The following is a 19270-nucleotide window of genomic DNA, read 5'->3' on the forward strand; positions in this document are numbered from 1 at the left end:
ACGGACTCCGATTGAATGGGCTGCACAGCCCGCTGGGTCCGAGCGGATGCGGCTCGTAGAGCTGCTCCGCAGAGTGGGAGAGAGACGGGTTCCGGACGTGGAGCCGGCAATCCGGTGACGTTCCGGATTGTCGGCGAAACAAACGGAGTCCGTATCATAATCCCTCCAGCAGCGTGACGTCCTCGATCACGCCGACGTCCACGCTGGGTTTCACGATCACGGTGCGGCTGATGTCGTTCGGGCCGAGCGGCATGACCTTCTCGACCGTCCCGACCCGGATGCCGACCGGAAAGACGCCGCCCAGGCTGTTCGTGACGAGCACGTCCCCGACCTTGATCGGCACGCTGCGCGAGAATTCGGCGCGCAGCCGGTCCGGCGGCACGCCGCGCGCCAGTCCGCGCCCGCCCCGGTTGCCCTGCAGGGTCACGCCCACGCTGCTTTCCGGATCGACGAGCGCCACGACCGTGGACCGCTGCTCGGAGACGCTGGTGATCTGCCCGACCAGCCCGGCCGGAACGGTCACCGGCATCCGCAGCCGCACGCCGTCCGCCGAGCCGCGGTTCAGGTCCAGCCGCGCCAGCAGCGGGCTGGGGTCCACGGCGATCACCTGCGCGATGCCCAGCGCGTTCGGGGCCTGCGTGGTCGTGATGTTCATGACCTGCCGCAGCCGCGAGACTTCGCGGCGCAGCAGTTCGTTCTGCTGGCGCAGCGTGTCGTTCTCCTTGCCCAGCGTTCCCACCTGACGGGACAGTTCCCGCTCGTGGACCAGGGTCACGTAGGCCCGGCGCACGTTGTCGGCCGCCACGACCGACGCCTGCGTGATGGGCGCCGTCCCGGCCCGCCACGACGAGGGCGCCACCACCTGAAACCGCGTGGTGACCATGCTGAGAGACAGCAGGCCCAGCGTGACGAGCAGGAATTTCCGGCCGTCGCTCACGCCCCGGCGACCCCCGCAGGCGGCGCGGCGCTCAGGCTGCCCCACACGGGCACGCCCGCGCCGCGCAGCAACCGGATCACGACGGACAGCGGAAAGCCCACCACGTTCGAGTACTCGCCGTCCAGCCGCTCGACCAGCGCCATGCCCAGGCCCTGGATGCCGTACCCGCCGGCCTTGTCCAGGCCCTCGCCCGTCGCGGCGTAGTGCGCGGTCTCGGCGTCGTCCAGCGTGCGGAAGGTCACGCGGGTGCGCGCGACCTCGACCGTCTCGGCCGCGCCGTGCAGGGCCGCCACGCCGGTGTACACGTCATGCGTGCGGCCCGACAGCCGGCGCAGGAACGCCTCGTTCTCGGCGGCCGTGGCGGGCTTGGCCAGCAGGTCCGCGCCCACGGCGACCACCGTGTCGGCCGCCAGCACCACCGCGTCCGGGTGCGCGCGCGCCACCGAGCGGCCCTTGAGCAGCGCCAGTTCCGCTGCCAGCGCGTGCGGGTCGCTCTGGGTGCTGTCCTCGTCCTCGCCGCTGACGATCACCTCGAAGGTCACGCCCAGGCCGCCCAGCAGCTCACGCCGCCGGGGGCTGCCGGACGCCAGCACCACCCTCGGCGCGGTGAGGGCCGCGCCGCCTGAACCGCCCGCCATTAGTCCCCCTCGCCGCTCTGTTCGCCCGCCACGAGCGCCACGCCGCCCGACGTGCCCAGGCGCGTGGCGCCGGCCTCGATCATGTCCAGCGCGTCCTGGGCGCTGCGTACGCCGCCCGCCGCCTTGATCTGCGCGCGGCCCGCGATGACCTGCGCCATCAGGCGAACGTCGTCCAGGGTCGCGCCGCCCGTGCCGAAGCCCGTGCTGGTCTTCACGAAGTCCGCGCCGCCCAGCACGGCCGCCTCGGTCGCGCCGCGCTTCTGCTCGTCGTTCAGGTAGCAGGTCTCGATGATCACCTTCAGCACCGAGTCCGGAATGGCGCGGCGCACCGCGCGCACGTCGGCCTGCACGGCGTCCCAGTCGTTCGCCAGGGCCGCGCCGATGTGGATCACCATGTCCACCTCGTCCGCGCCGGCCTCGACGCTCAGGCGGGCCTCCACGGCCTTCTGGTCCGGGCTGACGGCCCCCAGCGGGAAGCCGCACACGGTCGCGACCTTCACGCCGCTGCCTTCCAGCTCGGCTTTCGCCAGCCCCACGAACACCGGGTTGATGCACACGGCGTAGAACGAATGCTCACGGGCCTCGGCGCACAGTTTCTGAATATCGCCAGCGGTGGCGGTGGGTTTAAGCAGGGTATGGTCAATGTACGGCGCAAGCTTCACCCCCCCAGCATACGCAGTCCAGCCTAAGAAGGTTGAACGCGCCGCCCGCTTCCGGCCCGCGCACGCTACCCTGGGAACGCCATGACCGAGCAACCCACCCCCCCGCAGGCCGGCCAGCCGTTCCCCGCCTTCGCCCTGCCCGACGCCCAGGGCCGCACCCACGCCCTGAGCGACTACGCCGGGCAGTACGTCGTGCTGTACGTGTACCCCAAGGACGACACGCCCGGCTGCACGAAAGAAGCCTGCGACTTCCGTGACAACGCCGCCCTGAAGGCCCACGGAGCCGCCGTGCTGGGCGTCAGCGCCGACGACGCCGGCAGCCACGCCCGCTTCGCGGAGAAGTACTCGCTGCCCTTCCCGCTCCTGAGCGACGACGGCGCCGTCTTCCTGCGCGCCATCGGGTCGTACGGCACCAAGAACATGTACGGCAAGGTCACCGAGGGCATCAAACGCCAGACGTTCCTGATCGCCCCGGACGGCACCCTGGTGAAATCCTGGCTGGCCGTGAAGGTCGACGGGCACGCCGACCACGTGGCTGCCGCCATCGAGAAACACCGCGCCCAGGGGACCGCGTGAGCACTGATCTGCACGCCCCTGACCTGGAGGCCCTGAAGAAGGAGGCCGCCATCCGCGCCGTCGCCCTGGTCGGCAGCGGCATGCGCGTGGGTCTGGGCACCGGCAGCACCGCGAAGTACGCCATCGAGGAGATCGGCCGCCGACTGGCCGCCGGGGAACTGAGCGGCGTGACCGGCGTCGCCACCAGCGAGGCCAGCGACGCCCTGGCCCGGCAGGTCGGCATTCCCGTCGAGGCGCTCGACCCGCGCCCGCTGGACATCGCCATCGACGGCGCCGACGAGATCGACCCGGCCCTGAACCTGATCAAGGGCCTGGGCGGCGCGCTGCTGCGCGAGAAACTCACCGAGGTCCAGGCCCGGCAACTGGTGATCATCGCGGACCACACCAAGCTCGTGACCCGCATTGGCGAGAAGGCCCCGCTGCCCATCGAGATCGCCCTCTTCGGCTTCCTGAGCACCATCGAACGTCTGCGCGCCGTGCTGCCCGCTGGCCGTCTGCGCCAGAACGGCGCGCAGCCCTACGTCACCGACAACGGCAACCTGATCTTCGACGCGCAGATCCCCGAGGGGCACGACATCCACGCCCTCGAACGGCAGCTCAAGGGCACCCTGGGCGTCATCGACACCGGCCTGTTCCTGGGCATGGCGCAGGTGGCGTTCGTGGCGGCGCCCGACGGCGTGCAGGAACTCCGCCCGCAGTAACGGCCGACAGGCCGACAGGCAGAGAGGGAGGCCCCAGGGTTCAGAACCTGGAGCCTCCCTCGTTCTGGGATCCTGCGCGGCCAGCAGGGGAGGGCCGCGCCCCCCGACGCCCCGGATCAGCCCAGGCGGGCCAGCTGCGCGTCGAACGTCGCCCCGTCACGGGTGGGCAGGTCGCAGGTGCGGTTCACGCACACGAAGCCCAGGCCCCCGCCGGGCCGGGCCTCCAGCACGGGCAGGTCACCGCCCGCCTCCGTGAAGGCCAGCGCCGTGAACGGCAGCGCGTGCCGGGCCGCGACGGCCTCCAGCGGCGCCCGCTCCGGCGGCGTTCCGATGATGGCGACCTCAGTGTGCGGCGCGTGCAGGAACGCGGCGGCCTGCCACAGCCCCCCGAACCCGCCGGGAGCGGCCAGCATGTCGAGCCGGAAGCTCTCCACGGTGCGCCGCGCCGTGTCCCCGGCGCCGGGCAGGGCGAAGTAGCGGTCCATCCACAGGGCCAGCAGCGCCCCGGCGGCGTTGTCGCTGATCACGGCGCTGTCGAAGCCCTGCGCCTGCCGGGTCAGCAGCGCCTCGGCCGACCCGCCGGACGCCATGAACACGCCCGCCCCGTCGTTCCAGAAGTCCCGCTGCGTGACCTGCCACAGCTCGCGCGCCCAGTGCAGGTGCGCGGGATCGCCGCCCGCCTGGAACAGCGCGACCAGCCCCAGCGCGTACAGCGCGTGGTCCTCCATCAGGCCCTCCACGCGCGCCTGGGCGCCGCTCCAGACGTGACGCAGCGTGCCGTCCGGCCGCCGCAGGTGCGCGCGCACGAAGTCGGCGTTGCGGCGCGCGACCTCCAGGTACGCGGGTTCGCGCAGGATGCGGGCCGCGTCCGCGAAGGCCGCCAGCGCCAGCCCGTTCCAGGAGGTCAGGACCTTGTCGTCCGTGCCGGGTTGCGTCCGCGTCTGCCGCGCCGCCAGCAGCCGGGCCTTCAGGGCGTCCAGGCGGGCCTGCACCTCCGCTTCCGGCTGGCCCAGTTCGGCCGCCAGGTCCGGTACGGGCACGGCCACGAACGGCACGGAACGCCGCCCGTAGGCGCGCTGGTGCGGGTCCTCGAAGTTGCCGGGGTCCGTGACGCCCAGGTGCCGCGCGATCAGCGCCGCGTCCGCCGCCCCGTCGTCCGGGCCGCTGCCGGCCAGCGCCGCCTGCACCTCGGCGGGCGTCCAGGTGAAGGTCAGGCCCTCCACTCCGCCGTCCGGGGTGGGCGTGTCGGCGTCCTGGGCGCTGTAGAACCCGCCCTGCGGGGCGAGCATCTCGCGGCGCAGGTAGTCCAGCGCGGCCCGCGCCGCCCGCGCGAACGCCCCGTCGCCGCTCACCTGATAGGCGCGCAGCAGCGTGCGGGTCAGTTGCGCGTTGTCGTACAGCATCTTCTCGAAGTGCGGCACCCGCCACGCGTCATCCACGCTGTAGCGGTGAAAGCCGCCGCCCAGCTGGTCGTGCAGGCCGCCCGAGAGCATCCGCCGCAGCGTGTGCAGCGCCATCAGCCGCCCGTCCGGGCGGGTCAGCAGGAAATCCAGCGTGGTCGGCGCCGGGAATTTCGGCGCCCCGCCGAAGCCCCCCCGGTCCGCGTCGAAGGCGCGGCGCAGGTTCTCCACGCCGCGTTCCAGCAGCTCCGGCCCGAACGCCCCGTCGGACGGGCGGGGCCGCGCGGCCTCGCGCACGTGCTCGGTCAGCGCCTGCGCGTTCCCCAGCAGCTTGTCGCGTTCCTCCCGCCACGCGCGCTCCACGCTGCCCATGACCCGCATGAAACTCGGCAGGCCGTGCCCGTCCTGCGGCGGAAAGTACGTGCCGGCGTAGAACGGCTCGCCCGCCTCCGTCAGGAACACCGTCATGGGCCACCCGCCCTGCCCGGTCAGCGCCTGCGTGGCCGCCATGTACACCGCGTCCACGTCCGGGCGTTCCTCGCGGTCCACCTTCACGTTCACGAAGTGCCGGTTCATGAACGCCGCCGTCGCCTCGTCCTCGAAACTCTCGTGCGCCATCACGTGACACCAGTGGCAGGTCGAGTACCCCACCGACAGCAGCACCGGCACGCCGCGCCGCGCCGCCTCCGCGAACGCCTCCTCGCCCCACGGCCACCAGTCCACCGGGTTGCCGGCGTGCTGCGCGAGGTACGGACTGCTTTCCTGGGCCAGTCGGTTCATGCCGCCCACCCTAGCGTCCCGGCCCGCGCCGCGCGGGGAACATGAACCTTGCTCCGCGTAGACTTCACACCCACGCGCGCCCGCCCAGGCCGCACACTGGGGCGCATGGCCCAGCCCTCCAGCGCGACCCCCGACCTCACCTTCCAGAACCCCACCCGGATTCGCGCGGGTTTCCGCCTCACCTTCGACGTGCCGTTCCCCACCCCCATGCTGTTCGTGGTGCAGCCCACCGACCGCCTGCACCCCACCGGCACCCGCCAGCGCATTGAGGACCAGCGGCCGCTGGGCGCCGCGCCGGGCCTGCACTCGTACACCGACACGCACGGCAACACCGTCTGGCGCGCCCTGGCCCCCGCCGGGACCTTCACGGTCGGGCACGACCTGATCGCGCAGATCAGCCGGAGCCCTGACCCCACCCTGCCGGGCCTGCCGAAAACCCCGGTCGAGGCGCTGCCGGACGAGGTCCTCACGTACCTGCTGCCCAGTCGCTACGTGGACAGCGACCTGATCAGCGACGACGCCTGGGCGCGCTTCGGGCACATCCAGGGCGGCTGGGCGACCGTGCAGGCCATCAGCGACCACCTGTACGGCGCGTGCGTGTACGGCTCGGGCAGCACCAGCGCCACCACCGCCAGTCAGGCGCTCGCCAGTGGCCGCGCCGTGTGCCGCGACTTCGCGCACATGGGCGTCGCGTACTGCCGCGCCCTGAACATCCCCGCCCGCTACGTGTGCGGCTACCTGCCGGACATCGACATCCGGCCCGACCCGGTCCCGATGGACTTCCACGCGTGGTTCGAGGCCTACCTGGACGGCCAGTGGCGCACCTTCGACGCCCGCCACAACCGCCCCCGCGCCGGCAGGCTCGTGATCGCGCAGGGCCGAGACGCCTCGGACGTGGCCTTCACCACCACCTTCGGCAACGCCCGCCTGACCAGCATGACCGTCTGGGCCGACGAAGCCCCGGACGGCATGACCCTGGACGACCCGCCCAACCCGCGCGTGTTCTGAAAGCCCGGCCGCCGACCGGACCGCAGGGGGGCCGCCCGCTGGTAAACTCCCAGGTTATGGACCTCAAGGCTCAACTCAAACAGGCGGTCGAGACGGCCGCCGCCGCGCTCGGCGCGCCGCTCGACGTGGCCATTCAGGAAACCCCGGCCACCAAGCCCGGCGATTACGGCACGCCCGCCGCGTTCCAGATCGCCAAGGCGATCGGCGGGAACCCCGCGCAGGTCGCGCAGCAGCTCGCCCAGACGGTCGTACTGCCGCAGGGCATCAGCCGCGTGGAGGCCGCCGGGCCGTTCCTGAACTTCTTCGTGGACGTGGCCGCGTTCGTGCGCGGCGTGGTCGAGCAGCCCTTCGAGATGCCCGCGCTGGGCGGCAAGGTCGTGATCGAGCACACCAGCGTCAACCCGAACAAGGAACTGCACGTCGGGCACCTGCGCAACGTGGTGCTGGGCGACTCCATGGCCCGCATCTTCCGCGCGGCCGGGCACACGGTCGAGGTGCAGAACTACATCGACGACACCGGCCGTCAGGCCGCCGAGAGCCTGTTCGCCGCCGCGCACTACGGCCTGACCTGGGACGGCACCCAGAAGTACGACCACTGGATGGGCGAAGGCTACGTGCGCCTGAACGCCGACCCCGCCAAGGCCGAACTGGAAAGCGGCATCACGGCCATCATGCACCGCCTGGAAGCCGGGGAGCTGCGCGGCGAGGTCGAGAAGATCGTCCACGCGCACCTCCAGACCTGCTTCCGCCTGGGCGCCCGCTACGACCTGCTCGCCTGGGAGTCCGACGTGGTCGGCAGCGGCTTCCTCGGGCACGGCCTGAACATCCTGGAGGGCAGCCCCTACACCAGCCACCCCACCGAGGGCAAGTTCGCCGGGGCGTTCGTGATGGACGTGTCCGCGTTCATGCCCAACCTGGAGGAATCGAACGTCGTCCTGCGCCGCAGTGACGGCACTGCCATGTACGTCGCCAAGGACGTGGGCTACCAGTTCTGGAAGTTCGGGCTGTTCGAGGGCATGAAATTCAAGCCGTTTACCACCGACCCCGAGGGCAACACCATCTGGACCAGCGCCCCCGACGGCCAGCCCGACACGGAAGGCCGCTTCGGGCACGCGCAGGAAGTCATCAACGTGATCGACTCCCGCCAGGAACACCCGCAGAAGATCGTCAAGGCGTCCCTGGGCGTGGCAGGCGAGACCGAGAAGGAAGCCCGCTCCATTCACCTGTCGTACGCCTTCGTGACCCTGGAAGGGCAGACCATCAGCGGCCGCAAGGGCGTGACCGTCAGCGCCGACGCTGCCATGGACGAGGCGCAGACCCGCGCCCTGGCGGCACTCACGGAACTCAACCCGGCCCTCGCCGCCCGCGACGACGCCGCCGAGATCGCCCGCCGCATCGGCATCGGCGCCATCCGCTTCGCCATGCTGAAGGCCGAACCCACCCGCAAGATCGACTTCCGCTGGGAGCAGGCCCTCGCCCTGAACGGCGACACCGCCCCCTACGTGCAGTACGCCGCCGTGCGCGCCGCGAACATCCTGCGCAAGGGTGCCGAGGCCGGGTACGCCACCGACGGCACCGGCGCCGCCTGGGACGCCCTGCCCGACATCGACCTCGCGCTCGCCAAGACGGTCGCCAAACTCCCGGAAGTCGTCGCGCAGAGCGTGCGCGCGCACTCCCCGCACGTCGTCGCGCAGTACGCGCTGGACCTCGCCACCGCCTTCAACGCCTGGTACAACGCCAAAGACAAGCAGGGCAAACCCGCCACGAACGTCCTGGCCAGCCCCGAGGGTCTGCGCGAAGCCCGCCTCGCCCTGGTGGCCCGCCTGCGCGTGGCCTTCGAGGAAACCCTGGCCCTGATCGGCATCGAGATCCCCGCCGCGATGTGATTCGAACTCGGGTGGAATGGCTGGCAGGGCCGTTCCACCCGAGCGGAGGCGATAAGAATTACAGAGATGGGCGGCCCCGGTTCTGCGCGGGGCCGCCCACCTGCTTTCAGGTTGTGCTCAGTTCACGCGGACGCTGTTGGCGAGGTTGCGCACGACCGCCTCGTTGCGGCTGTAGTCCTTGACGTTCCCGGCGATGGTCATGACCAGCATGCGGCCGCCGACGCTGGTGACCATCAGTTCGCGGCGCAGTTCGTCGCCCTGGCTGGGGGTGGTGAACACGAACTGCGCCCAGGGGGAGCCGCCGAGCGTGACGAGGTTCGCCTTGAGGGCCTTGACGTTCGGCACCTGCGCGCGGATCACGCCGGGGAACTGCTCGACGAGTTTGGCGACCTCGTTCTGGGCGAGTTTGCTGGTGCGCCACTCGAAGGCGACGCTGACCTTGCGGTCCTCGGTCATGAACACGGCGTCCGGGCGGCCGGCGGCGCTGGGGAAGGCGCTGCGGATGCCGGCGGCGCTGAGGGTCAGCATCTTCGCGTTCGGTTCGACGGTCACGGGGACGTTGCCGAGCTTCACGGGCGCGGCGGCTGCGAGGCCGGGCAGCAGGAGGCCGGCAGCGAGCGTCAGGGTCAGGGAGCGGGGCTTCATGTCGTTGTCACCCTACGCGGTCCCCCACCGGACCTCATGAACTGAACATGAGGAACGTGCGGCGGGAGTCAACTGACGGTCAGCTGAACCGCCCCCCGCACGCCGTTCAGGGCCGTTCCAGGGCACCGAGCAGGAAGCGGGCGGCGCGGCCGCCGATCATCATGCTCGTGGCGTTGGTGTTCGCGTGAATGATGCGCGGCATGACGCTGGCGTCCGCGACCCACAGGCCCCGCGCGCCCCGCAGCGCCAGCTGGCGGTCCACCACGGCGTCCGGCCCGTCGCCCAGCGCCGCCGTCCCGACCGGGTGGTACAGCGTGGCGCACTCCTGCTGCACGTGGCGGCGCAGGCCCGCGTCGGTACGCACGCCCTCGCCCGGCAGGACTTCCGCGCCGCGCAGGCCCGACAGCGGGGCCGAGGCGGCGATCTCGCGGGCCTGCCGCACGCCCGCGATCAGGCTCTGCACGTCCCGCTCGTCCGACAGGTACGCCGGGTCGATGACCGGCGCCGCCTGCGGATCGGCAGACGCCAGCGTGATCCGCCCGCGACTGTGCGTGTCCACCAGCACCGGCCCGACCGTGAAGTGGTCGCCGGGTTCGGTCTTCGCGCCGTGATCCCGGAAGTACGCCGGACCGAAATGAAACTGGATGTCCGGGTCGTCCGCGCCTGCGTCCAGGCCGGGCCGGGCGTGCGAGAACGCGCTCGCCTCGGCCACGTTGCTGCTCAGGGGGCCGCTGCGGTCCCACAGGTAGCGGGCCAGCGCCTCGGCCTGCGGCACGCGGTCCAGCGAGGTCAGGCGCGAGCGCGTGATGACCGGCACCGCCAGGTGATCCTGCAACCCGGCGCCCACGCCCGGCAGTTCCAGCTGCGTTCCGATGCCGTGCCGGGACAGTTCCGCGTGCGGCCCGACGCCCGAGAGCATCAGCAGTTGCGGGGTCTGCACCGCGCCCGCCGCGAGCATCACCGCGCCCGCCGGGGCGTCCAGCGTGCGCCCCTGCCAGCGCAGCCGCACGCCCGAGGCGCGCAGCGTGTCGCCGCGCCCCGACCACAGCACCCGCAGGACGTGCGCGCCGGTCAGGACCGTCAGGTTCGGGTGGTTCAGGACCGGGCTCAGGAACGCCCGGAACGCGCTGTAGCGTTCGCCGCGCCGGTGGTTGCTCTCCAGCAGCGCCGCGCCCTCCAGCACCCCGTCGTTGAAGGTGCGGGCGACCGGCACGCCCAGCCCCAGGGCCGCCGCGCGCACGAACGCCTCGCTCAGCGCGTGCGACCCGGCCCGCGCGCCCGCCGGCATCGGGCCGTCCGTGCCGCGTGCCTCGGACGGCTCGCCCCGGTAGGATTCCTGCGCGCGGAATTCCGGCAGCACGTCCTCCCAGGTCCAGCCGTCGCCCCAGCCGTCGAAATCCCGCCTGGAGCCGCGGATCCAGATGGTCGCGTTGATGGCGCTGCTGCCGCCCAGCACCTTCCCGCGCGGCCAGTAGAAGGTCCGGCCGCCCGCGTGCGCCTGCGGGGTGGTCGTCAGGTTCCAGTCCACGGCGCTGCGGAACAGTTTCGGGAACGCGCCGGGCGCGCGGATCAGCGGGTTGGTGTCCGGCCCGCCCGCCTCCAGCAGCAGCACCCGCAGGCCTGCGTCCAGCAGCCGCCGCGCCGCGACGCACCCGCCCGACCCGGCACCCACGATGACGACGTCCGCGCGCGGGCGCGACTCCAGTGAATTCAGTGTCATTTGCACCGAGTATAGACCCGCCCCGGACGCGCCCGGCCCGCCGCCCGCTACACTCCGCTGCATGAGTGGCCTGACGTTCCCCACCGGCTTCACCGCCGCCGCCATGGCGGCCGGTATCAAACCCAGCGGCAAGACCGACCTGAGCGGCGTGACCAGCGCCCGTGACTGCACTTGGGCCTTCGCGGGCACCCGCAGCACCACCGCCGCCGCCTGCGTCACCCGCAACCGTGAACTGTACGCGCAGGGAACGCCCGTGCGCGCCCTGCTGGTCAACGCCGGCAACGCGAACGCCGCCACCGGCCGGCGCGGCGCGAACGACAACGCCGACATGGCCGACGCCTTCGGCAGCGTCCTGAACGTGGACCCTGGGGCCGTCCTGACCGCCAGCACCGGCATCATCGGGCACCTGCTGCCCATGGACAGGGTCCTGAGTGGCATCGAGCACCTCCCGGACGAACTGGACGGCGCCGCCGATCCCTTCGCCGCCGCGATCATGACCACCGACACGCACCCCAAGACCGCCAGCGTCACCCTGGGCAGCGGCGCGCGCATCGTGGGGACCGCCAAGGGCAGCGGCATGATCCACCCGGACATGGCGACCATGTTCGCCTTCGCCTTCACCGACGCACAGATCGACCAGACGGCGCTGCGCGAGGCGTTCCCCGCCATCGTGAACCGCACCTTCAACGCCGTCACCGTGGACGGCGACACCAGCACCAACGATATGGCCGTCGTCCTGTGCAACGGCGAGGCTGGCCCCGCCGACCTGACCGAATTCCTGACCGCCCTGGAAGGCGTCATGCGTGACCTCGCCCGGCAGATCGCCGCCGACGGCGAGGGCGCCACGAAACTCCTGACCGTGCAGGTCAGCGGCGCCCGCACCGAGGCCGAAGCCCTGGCCGCCGCCCGCACCTGCTGCGTCAGCCCCCTGCTGAAAAGCGCCGTCCACGGCAACGACCCCAACTGGGGCCGCGTGATCATGGCGGTCGGCCGCAGCGGCGCGCAGGCAGACATCGAACGCCTGACCGTCAGCGTGCAGGGCCACCCCGTGTTCGGCGGCAAACCGCTCCCGTACGACGACGCCCAGGTCAGCGCCAGCATGAAAGCCGAGGAAGTCGTCTTCACCATCGACCTCGGCGTCGGCGACGCCCACGGCGAGGCCTGGGGCTGCGACCTCAGCGCCGAGTACGTCAGCATCAACGCCGACTACACGACCTGAACCGGGACGCGGCGCGCGGGGAGCGGCGCTCAGCGTTCCTTGTCGATTGGCTCCCGGCCCGCATTGCCGGCGGTAGGGTGCGGACATGAGTGCCACCGCTGACCCCCCTCCGGCCGCTCCCCGCCCGGCTGCGTTCCGTTCGGCGCTGGCGCGGCCACTGGACTTCTCGTACCCGTCGAACCGCGTGGCGGCGGCCGGAAGTGCCGGGGCGGCGCTGCTGGCCCTGGCATTCGGGCGGCCCGGGGCGCAGGCGGCAGGTGTGGGCGGCGCGGCCTTCCTGGCGTGGGCCACGGCGCGGGAACTCGACCCGGACCACCCGGTCACGGCGAACGCGGCGCTGCCGGTCGCGGCGGCCGCCGCGCTGCTGGGAGGCGCCGGCAACCCGCTGGCGGGACTGGCGGCCCTCAGCGGCCTGCGCCTGATCGCAGGCACGACCGGCGAGGCGGCCACCCGCACCGATCACGCCGGAATGCTGGTGCAGGCACTGCTGGCCGGAGCGTCCGGCGAGCGGGCCGCCGCGTTCCTGGCCGGCGGCGCGTCCCTGCTGACCGCCGAGGCCCGCAGCGCCCTCCCTGCCGCCGGGGCCCTGACACCCACCCTGCACCGGCACTCGGGGTTCTCGTGGGGATCGGCGCTGCTGGCGGCCTCGGTCCTGCCGCTGGCCGGCACCCTGACCGCCCCGGAACCCGTCACCAGCGTCTGCGACCGCGCCGAGCGGCCCGTGCGGGCGCAGGAGGTCCAGCTGGCCCGGTACGCCGCCGTGACCACCCTGGCGGCCGGCCTGCTGACCCGCCGGACGCGGGGACTGCTGCCGCTGGCCGCCGCACTCCTGACGGTCGCTGCCCGCCGCGCCGGCAGCCGCTCCTGACCGGCCCGTCTTGACCGGTCCATCTTGACCGGACCTTCATGCGCGGGGCGGTGTTCACGGAACCGTCAGCCTTCTGACATCCCGCCCCGCGCGCCCCCTCCTACGCTGGACGCATGACCGGACTTCCCAGGCAAGTCACGCTGCTGCTCGTCACGATCCTCACGCTCGTGATGAACTATCTCAGTAACGCCCTTCCACTCTTCGGCAACTCGAACCGCGAGGTCAGTGACGCCCTCCCGAACGCCTTCACGCCCGCCGGCCTGACGTTCGCCGTGTGGGGACCGATCTTCCTGGGCCTGCTGGCCTTCGCCGTGTACCAGGCGCTGCCCGCCCAGCGCGGCCCCCGCTTCGACCGGCTGTTCTGGCCGTTCCTGCTGGGCAACCTGCTGAACGTGTCGTGGCTGCTGGCCTTCCAGAGCCTGAACTTCGGCCCCAGCGTGATCGTCATGCTGGCCCTGCTCGCCAGCCTCGTCTGGCTGTACCTGACCGTGCGCGGCCTGCCGCCCCAGGGTGCCGAACGCTGGACGCTCGCGCTGCCCACCTCGCTGTACCTGGGCTGGATCAGCGTCGCCACGATCGCCAACATCACCGCGTTCCTGGTCAGCGCCGGCGTGACCGGCGGCGCCCTGGGCCTCAGCGCCCCCGTCTGGAGTGCGCTGCTGGTCGTGATCGCCGCCGTGATCGGCGTGTTCTTCCTGGTCCGCTTCCGCGACTACGCCTTTGCGGCCGTGCTGCTGTGGGCCTTCTACGGCGTGTACGTCGCCCGCCCGGACGCCGCCACCGTCGTCACCGGCGTCGTGGTGGCCGCCGCCGTGGTCGTGCTCGGGGCGCTCCTGAGCCTGCGCAGCCGCCGCCCGCTGCTGTAATACGGATTCCGTTTGTTTCGCCGACAAGCCGGAACTTCACCAGATTGTTGGCTCCGAGTCCGTATAAGTTCCGGGCAGCGCTGCGTGGACGGTGGACAGGATGGGGGAGTGCCCCTGATCTCGTTCACCGTCCACTGTCATGACCCGCGAGCGGCTAGACTGCGGGTCCATGCCTGCGTCCGACACGCCCCTCGCCCTGATCGGTTACCCCGCCCCGGCCGCCCGCGCCCTGCGGGACCTGGGCCTGATCGCCCTCAGTGTTCCCACCGACGACACCCGCGCCGTGCTGGACGCCTGCCGCACCCTGCACTTCACGGGTGCGCTCGTGCATGACAGCCAGCAGGTGCATCTGCTGGACGCCGTCACGCCCGACACGGCCGCCCGGCGCGTGGGCCGCGTGGACGCCGTGTCGTTCGCCGGCACCCTGAGCGGCACCTTCGCCCTGACCGACGCCCTGAGCGACACCCTGGAAGACAGCGGGTACGCCACGCGCGGCGCCAGCGCCCTGCTGATCGGCCTGGACGCCCACGACCTCGCCCTGGCCCTGCCGCTGGCCCGCCTGGGCTTCACGGACATCGGCGTGGCTGCCGAGAGCCTCCCGGAAGCGGAACGCGCCATCCGCGACCTGCCGGCCGGACTGCGCGCCTACCCCCTCAGCCGCCGCGACCCCAGTTGCCGCACCTACGCCGAACGTGCCGACCTGATCGTCCTGACCGCCGGGCCACTGCCGGGCGGACTGGTCCAGCCGTACCACACCCTGATCGACCTGACCGGCCGCGCCGACGCCAGCAGCAGCGGCGCGGGCCGCGTCGACCTGAGCCGCCTGCCGCTGCGCCGCCTCGCCCGGCAACTCGCGCACGCCACCGGCCAGCGCTTCCACCCGGACGAACTCGAACCGGTCCTGCCGGCACTGAGCAGCTGAGGGGCGTCAGCCGCCGGCCCCCAGCTGCTCAGCGCCTACGCCATTACACGCTCAGCTGCACGATCAGGCGTTCCAGGGCGACGTTGGGGTCCAGGCCGCGTTTCATGGCGAGGTCGGCGGCCAGGATGCGTTCCAGGTGCGTGCGGATCCTGGCCTCGTTCAGGCGGCGCGAGACTTCCAGGGCTTTCTTGGCCGGGTAGGGTTTCACGCCGAGTTTCTGCGCGGCGACCGCCTCGGTGACGCGGCCGTCCTGCTGTTGCAGGGCGACGCAGCGGGCCACGAGGCTGTACTGCCACACGACGGCGCCCATCATCTTGAAGGGGTCCTCGCCGGAGGCGAGCAGGCGGCGCAGTTGCGTGATCGCCTCGCCGGGGCGGCCGGCGGTGGCGGCGCCCAGCATGGCGAAACTGTCGCCCGGCGGTTCGCGCCCCACGACGCGCCGCACGGCGTCACGGGTGAAGGGACCGTCGAGCAGCGCGAGTTTGTTCAGTTCCCCGGCGATCCCCGCGAGGTCCGCGCCGAACACCTCGGCGAGGTAGGCGCTGGCGTCCCGGTCGAGGTTCAGTTTCTGTTTCTTACAGCGCTGCACGACCCAGCCGGTCACGTCGCCGGGCCGGCTGGGGGCGGGTGAGGCGACGATCTGGCCGCGCGCCTCGTACAGCTTGACGCGTGTGGCGGGCGGGGACTCGTCGAGGACGGCGACCGTGACCGCCGCCGAGGCGAGCAGCTCCAGCAGCGCCTTGTCGGGTTTCACGCCCTCGAAATCCACGATCAGGCCGCCGTCCCCGAACAGTCCCGGCGACAGGTGCGGGCGGAGCGTGTCGGGGGTGACGTCCTCGCCCGCCAGTCGCGGCAGGTCGCGGGCGTTCAGGCCGCGCGCGGCGAGCGTGTCACGCAGCGTCTCGTCGGCCAGGAAGCGGTTGCCGGTGAAGGCGAGCAGCGTCACGCGCTGGCGTCCAGGTTGTCCGGGCGGGGAAGCGGCAGGTCCGGCAGTCCGAGTGCCTGCCGGGCGGCGCGCAGGTCCTCTGCCATCCGCGCGGCGCTCAGGGGCCGCTCGGACCGGTCGCGGGACAGCGCCGAACGGATCAGCGGATGCAGGGGTTCCGGGCCGGGCAGCGCCTCGCGCCGCTCGCGGATGCCGGCCAGCCACCCCAGCGCGTCCTCGTACGGGGGGTGCCCGGCGAGGCAGTCGAACAGCAGCACGCCCACCGAGTACAGGTCGCTGCGCGGGTCGCCGCGTACCCCCAGGAACTGCTCGGGCGCCATGAAGTGCGGCGTGCCCATGCGGGTGCCGCTGTGAATGTCGAGCGGCAGGGACCGGGAGTGGCTCATGCCGAAGTCGATCACGCGCACGCTCTGCCAGCCGGGCTGGCCGCCCAGCAGCATCACGTTCTCGGGTTTCAGGTCGTGGTGCGTGACACCTGCCGAGTGCAGGTACTCCACGGCGTTCAGGACGCCGGCCGCCACCTCGGTCGCCTCGGCCTCGCCCAGCGGTCCGCATTCCAGCCGCTCGCGCAGCGTGCCGCCCTCAATGAACTCGAAGATCAACTGCGTGGGCGTCAGGGCCAGCAGGGACGCCACGAGCGGATGGCGCAGGCTGGCCGCCACCCGCCCCTCATGCTGAAAACGGGCCAGCGAGTCCGGATCGTCCGCGACGAGGGTCTTGACGAACACGCGCCGCCCGTACCAGAGGGCCGATTCGCTGTACACGCCGGGCTGCTCGGCCAGTGGGGCCCGGTCGGTCAGGGGTTGGGTCGTCGGGTATTCCTGCATCAAACTCACTGCTGTAAAGTCTTTCACACCCGCCGCCGTTCGGCGAGATGCGCGGCACATTCTACCCCCGACAGGCGCGGCCCATCCCCCCACCCCCTGGGTCCCTCCACGCCGGTCACCCCGGACAGCCCGCCCGTCAGCGGCTGACCGGACGGCTGGGAATGCCCGACGCGGCCGGCACCCACTCCAGCGTCTCCAGCCGCGTGAAGAACCCCGCCAGCCGCTGCGCGACGGCCGGCGTGAAGCGGTTGGCGCCCAGGTGCGGGCCGGTCACGGGCACGAACTCGCTCACGCCGGGCTGCGCGTGCGGCAGCAGGCGGTCACTGTTCACGCCGGCCTTCACGGTCGTGTCCTCCAGGCTGCTGATCACGAACAGCGGCAGCGGCGACTGACGCAGCAGGAGGTGCTGCGGGTTCAGGTCCGGCCCGGGCGGCGCGGCGTTCCCGTACGCGGCCTCGATCTCCAGGCGGCGGGACAGGGCCGACCCCCAGGCGAGTTCCAGGTCCGTCCAGGCGTCGATCAGTGCCACGCCCCGCACCGGGTACGGCGAGCCGGGCAGGGCGCTGCGCAGCGCCATCAGGCCGCCCATGCTCAGGCCCAGCGCGTACGTGCGGCCACTCCACTGGAAGCGGCGTACGGCGGCGGCGTGCGCCGCTCCGGCTTCCGCCAGTCCCTGCGGACTGCCCCAGCTGAGCGGACCGCCGTCGCTGCTCAGCAGGACCGCGAAGTTCGCGCGCAGCAGCGCCTGCGCCAGCGTCTGCACCTGCGGGCTGTCCCGCAGCCGCTCGGGACCCTGCCCGCGCGGGTGCGACACCACGACCAGCGGGCAGCCCCGCGCCGCGCAGCTGGCCGGAGCCTGCAGCAGCGACGGCGCGGCGCCCTCCAGCGTGACCCAGCGGCCTGCCCCGGCGTCCCGCGCGGCGCCCGGCGTGGCCGGCAGGGAGGCCAGCACGGCCGCGCCCCGGACTGCCTGGGCAGCGGCCGGAACACCCCCGGCACCCAGAACTGTGGCCAGCAGCGCGGCCACGACCCGCACGCCGGGCCGCGCCGGGACACGCCGGGGACTGGTACGGACTCCGGCTGAATGGCTGGCAGGGCCGCCGGGTCCGGGCAGCGCGAGCGAGTCTCGAACGGGTTCCGCTCGTGAAGTCGGCCGCCCGGTGCCGTTCCGGGTGGGCAACGCAACAGCAGGAATCCGCATGAAACCGGAGCGGACGGAATCCGGACGAACGACAGGGCGGAACAACAGGGCAGACACCTTCACGGAGCGGCACTCTAGCGCGCCGGCCCGGCAGGTACCTGACTGGACACTCATCAGGGCGGCGGTCCGGCCGAAACCCCTCCTGCGAACTCCGGTCGAGTGGCCTGCCCGGACCGTTCCATCCGGGTGAGCCGAGCCGAGGGAGGACGGAGTTCAGGCGGGCAACCCGGCGCGCGTGCGGACTGGCCATGCCCCTTCGCCTTCAGCCACTGTCGTTCGCGGGCGCTCGATTCCGGATTCCGCGGTCAGCGGCCGAACAGCAGGGTACTCAGGCGGGTGTTCAGCAGCGCCCGGCCCAGCAGGGCCGGCAGCAGCAGCGCCAGCAGCGCGTACGCCCCGGCTGTCAGGAGTACCTGCGTGGGCGTGCCGCCCGGCGCGTTCCAGCGTTCCAGCGCCTGCAGCAGCGCCGGGTGAATCAGGTACACCTGCAGGCTGACCGTTCCCAGCGTCGCCAGTGCCGCCTGGACGCGCGATCCGCCGCGCTGGATGCGGTGCGCGGCGCCCAGCAGGGTCAGGGCGGTCAGGCTGGTGAACACCCAGCTCAGGGTGCTGTACAGGACCGGTGTGACCGGCACGCCCCGCACGTACGACAGCGCCGCCGGCAGGTACGCGGCGTACGCGGCGGCCAGGGCCGGCAGTACCACCCAGCGCCGCCGGCGCCACCACGCCGGGAACTCGTCGAGCCGCGCGCCGACCGCCATGCCCAGCGTGATGGGCAGCAGGTACCACAGGACCGTGCTGGCCGGGAACGGCAGGCGCAGCACCTCGCGGTTCAGGAAGTACGCACTCAGCTGCAACCCCAGTCCGGTCAGCAGCGCCGCTGTGATGCCCGGCCGTCGCCGCGCCAGCGGCAGCAGCAGCGGCAGCACCAGGTAGACCTCCAGCGCCACCAGCAGGAAGTACAGGTGGTAACTGGCCTTGCCGTTCGACAGGTAGAACCACCAGCGGTCCGGGTCGGTCAGCGTCTCCGGGGGCCGCTGCCCGCTCAGCACGTACCACAGCATGTACAGCGCGCTCCACAGCAGGTAGGGCCAGCCGCCGCGCGTCAGGCGCCGCCAGAAGTACCGCCGGGGCTCGAAACGGCGCAGCAGGCTGCGGGTCAGGACCACGGCCGACAGGAACACGAAGGCCGGCACCGCGAAGTGCAGCGTGCGGTTCAGGACCGTGACCGCGTCGTGCGACAGCGTTCCCGGCGTCAGGTAGCGCAGCGCCATGCCGGTCGTGTGGTGCAGCACGACCTCGGTGATGGTCAGGCCCCGGAACACGTCGATCATGGTGAGCGGCGCCCGCGCCCGCACCGGTTCGGCGGCGGGTGCGGCGTTGGCAGGGGGGGCGGCGTCAGACATCAGCGGTCCACCGTAGCGCACGCGGGCGCCGTCCGGATGTGCGCCCCGCGTCCAGGTACCGG

General features: G+C 72.3%; 18 protein-coding genes. 8 read left to right on the top strand and 10 right to left on the bottom strand.

The genetic code is table 11. The features are described from left to right. Window positions 1-154: 154 nt before the first annotated feature. The 3 genes from mreC to deoC are packed head-to-tail and all read right to left on the bottom strand — an operon-like array spanning window position 155 to window position 2237. A complete protein-coding gene (mreC, locus tag CBQ26_RS05500) occupies window positions 155-937 on the bottom strand; it encodes a rod shape-determining protein MreC (RefSeq protein ID WP_172417928.1) in 783 nt (260 codons plus the stop codon). Continuing rightward, window positions 934-1575, bottom strand: coding sequence for a Maf family nucleotide pyrophosphatase (locus tag CBQ26_RS05505; RefSeq protein WP_088247516.1), 642 nt, complete (start codon window positions 1573-1575; stop codon window positions 934-936). The genes mreC and CBQ26_RS05505 overlap by 4 nt, the downstream gene beginning before the upstream one ends. Then, entirely contained in the window at window positions 1575-2237 is a 663-nt protein-coding gene (deoC, locus tag CBQ26_RS05510) for a deoxyribose-phosphate aldolase (protein WP_088247517.1), read from the bottom strand. The genes CBQ26_RS05505 and deoC overlap by 1 nt, the downstream gene beginning before the upstream one ends. 81 nt (window positions 2238-2318) lie before the next feature. Here deoC and prxQ point away from each other — a divergent pair, with 81 nt between their 5' ends. Then, window positions 2319-2813: a thioredoxin-dependent peroxiredoxin PrxQ gene (gene prxQ, locus CBQ26_RS05515; protein WP_088247518.1), complete on the top strand. Its 495-nt coding sequence runs from the start codon at window positions 2319-2321 to the stop codon at window positions 2811-2813. Then, window positions 2810-3514, top strand: coding sequence for a ribose 5-phosphate isomerase A (rpiA, locus tag CBQ26_RS05520; protein ID WP_268248289.1), 705 nt, complete (start codon window positions 2810-2812; stop codon window positions 3512-3514). Before prxQ ends, rpiA begins: the two co-directional genes overlap by 4 nt. Window positions 3515-3630: 116 nt before the next feature. Here rpiA and CBQ26_RS05525 read toward each other — a convergent pair whose 3' ends face one another. After that, entirely contained in the window at window positions 3631-5694 is a 2064-nt protein-coding gene (locus tag CBQ26_RS05525; RefSeq protein ID WP_088247519.1) for a thioredoxin domain-containing protein, read from the bottom strand. Window positions 5695-5799: 105 nt separating this feature from the next. Here CBQ26_RS05525 and CBQ26_RS05530 point away from each other — a divergent pair, with 105 nt between their 5' ends. After that, window positions 5800-6702: a transglutaminase-like domain-containing protein gene (locus CBQ26_RS05530; RefSeq protein ID WP_088247520.1), complete on the top strand. Its 903-nt coding sequence runs from the start codon at window positions 5800-5802 to the stop codon at window positions 6700-6702. A 56-nt stretch (window positions 6703-6758) separates the two neighbouring features. Beyond that, the gene (locus CBQ26_RS05535; protein WP_088247521.1) at window positions 6759-8588 is read left to right on the top strand and encodes an arginine--tRNA ligase; all 1830 of its coding nucleotides are present in this window, start codon (window positions 6759-6761) and stop codon (window positions 8586-8588) included. A gap of 117 nt (window positions 8589-8705) precedes the next feature. Here CBQ26_RS05535 and CBQ26_RS05540 read toward each other — a convergent pair whose 3' ends face one another. Together CBQ26_RS05540 and CBQ26_RS05545 are read right to left on the bottom strand one after the other, a co-directional pair. Continuing rightward, window positions 8706-9233, bottom strand: coding sequence for a hypothetical protein (locus CBQ26_RS05540; protein ID WP_088247522.1), 528 nt, complete (start codon window positions 9231-9233; stop codon window positions 8706-8708). A gap of 106 nt (window positions 9234-9339) precedes the next feature. Then, complete coding sequence (locus CBQ26_RS05545) at window positions 9340-10953, bottom strand: GMC family oxidoreductase (RefSeq protein WP_088247523.1); 1614 nt, start codon at window positions 10951-10953, stop codon at window positions 9340-9342. 61 nt (window positions 10954-11014) lie between these two features. On the opposite strand from CBQ26_RS05545, the gene argJ reads away from it, so the two are divergent. From argJ to CBQ26_RS05565, 4 genes are all read left to right on the top strand, one after another. Beyond that, window positions 11015-12172 carry a bifunctional glutamate N-acetyltransferase/amino-acid acetyltransferase ArgJ gene (gene argJ / locus CBQ26_RS05550; RefSeq protein ID WP_088247524.1) on the top strand — a complete coding sequence of 386 codons (1158 nt, stop codon included), beginning with the start codon at window positions 11015-11017 and terminating at the stop codon, window positions 12170-12172. A gap of 85 nt (window positions 12173-12257) precedes the next feature. Beyond that, on the top strand, window positions 12258-13040 hold the full coding sequence (locus CBQ26_RS05555; RefSeq protein WP_088247525.1) for a hypothetical protein: 783 nt from the start codon (window positions 12258-12260) through the stop codon (window positions 13038-13040). Between the two features lie 113 nt (window positions 13041-13153). After that, the gene (locus CBQ26_RS05560; protein ID WP_088247526.1) at window positions 13154-13906 is read left to right on the top strand and encodes a tryptophan-rich sensory protein; all 753 of its coding nucleotides are present in this window, start codon (window positions 13154-13156) and stop codon (window positions 13904-13906) included. A gap of 169 nt (window positions 13907-14075) precedes the next feature. Next, window positions 14076-14828, top strand: coding sequence for a shikimate dehydrogenase (locus tag CBQ26_RS05565; RefSeq protein WP_088247527.1), 753 nt, complete (start codon window positions 14076-14078; stop codon window positions 14826-14828). 43 nt (window positions 14829-14871) lie between these two features. On the opposite strand, the gene holA is transcribed toward CBQ26_RS05565, so the two are convergent. The 4 genes from holA to CBQ26_RS05585 all read right to left on the bottom strand — a co-directional run bounded on the left by holA (window position 14872) and on the right by CBQ26_RS05585 (window position 19208). Next, window positions 14872-15774 (bottom strand): DNA polymerase III subunit delta, encoded by a 903-nt coding sequence (gene holA / locus CBQ26_RS05570; protein WP_088247528.1) that lies wholly within the window; start codon window positions 15772-15774, stop codon window positions 14872-14874. Further along, window positions 15771-16601 (bottom strand): serine/threonine-protein kinase, encoded by an 831-nt coding sequence (locus CBQ26_RS05575; protein ID WP_088247529.1) that lies wholly within the window; start codon window positions 16599-16601, stop codon window positions 15771-15773. The genes holA and CBQ26_RS05575 overlap by 4 nt, the downstream gene beginning before the upstream one ends. A 136-nt stretch (window positions 16602-16737) precedes the next feature. After that, window positions 16738-17553 carry an alpha/beta hydrolase family protein gene (locus tag CBQ26_RS05580; RefSeq protein WP_229843998.1) on the bottom strand — a complete coding sequence of 272 codons (816 nt, stop codon included), beginning with the start codon at window positions 17551-17553 and terminating at the stop codon, window positions 16738-16740. Window positions 17554-18107: 554 nt separating this feature from the next. Further along, window positions 18108-19208 carry an acyltransferase family protein gene (locus tag CBQ26_RS05585; protein ID WP_088247531.1) on the bottom strand — a complete coding sequence of 367 codons (1101 nt, stop codon included), beginning with the start codon at window positions 19206-19208 and terminating at the stop codon, window positions 18108-18110. Window positions 19209-19270 lie beyond the last annotated feature (62 nt).

The organism is Deinococcus indicus, from assembly GCF_002198095.1.
Taxonomy (GTDB): domain Bacteria; phylum Deinococcota; class Deinococci; order Deinococcales; family Deinococcaceae; genus Deinococcus; species Deinococcus caeni.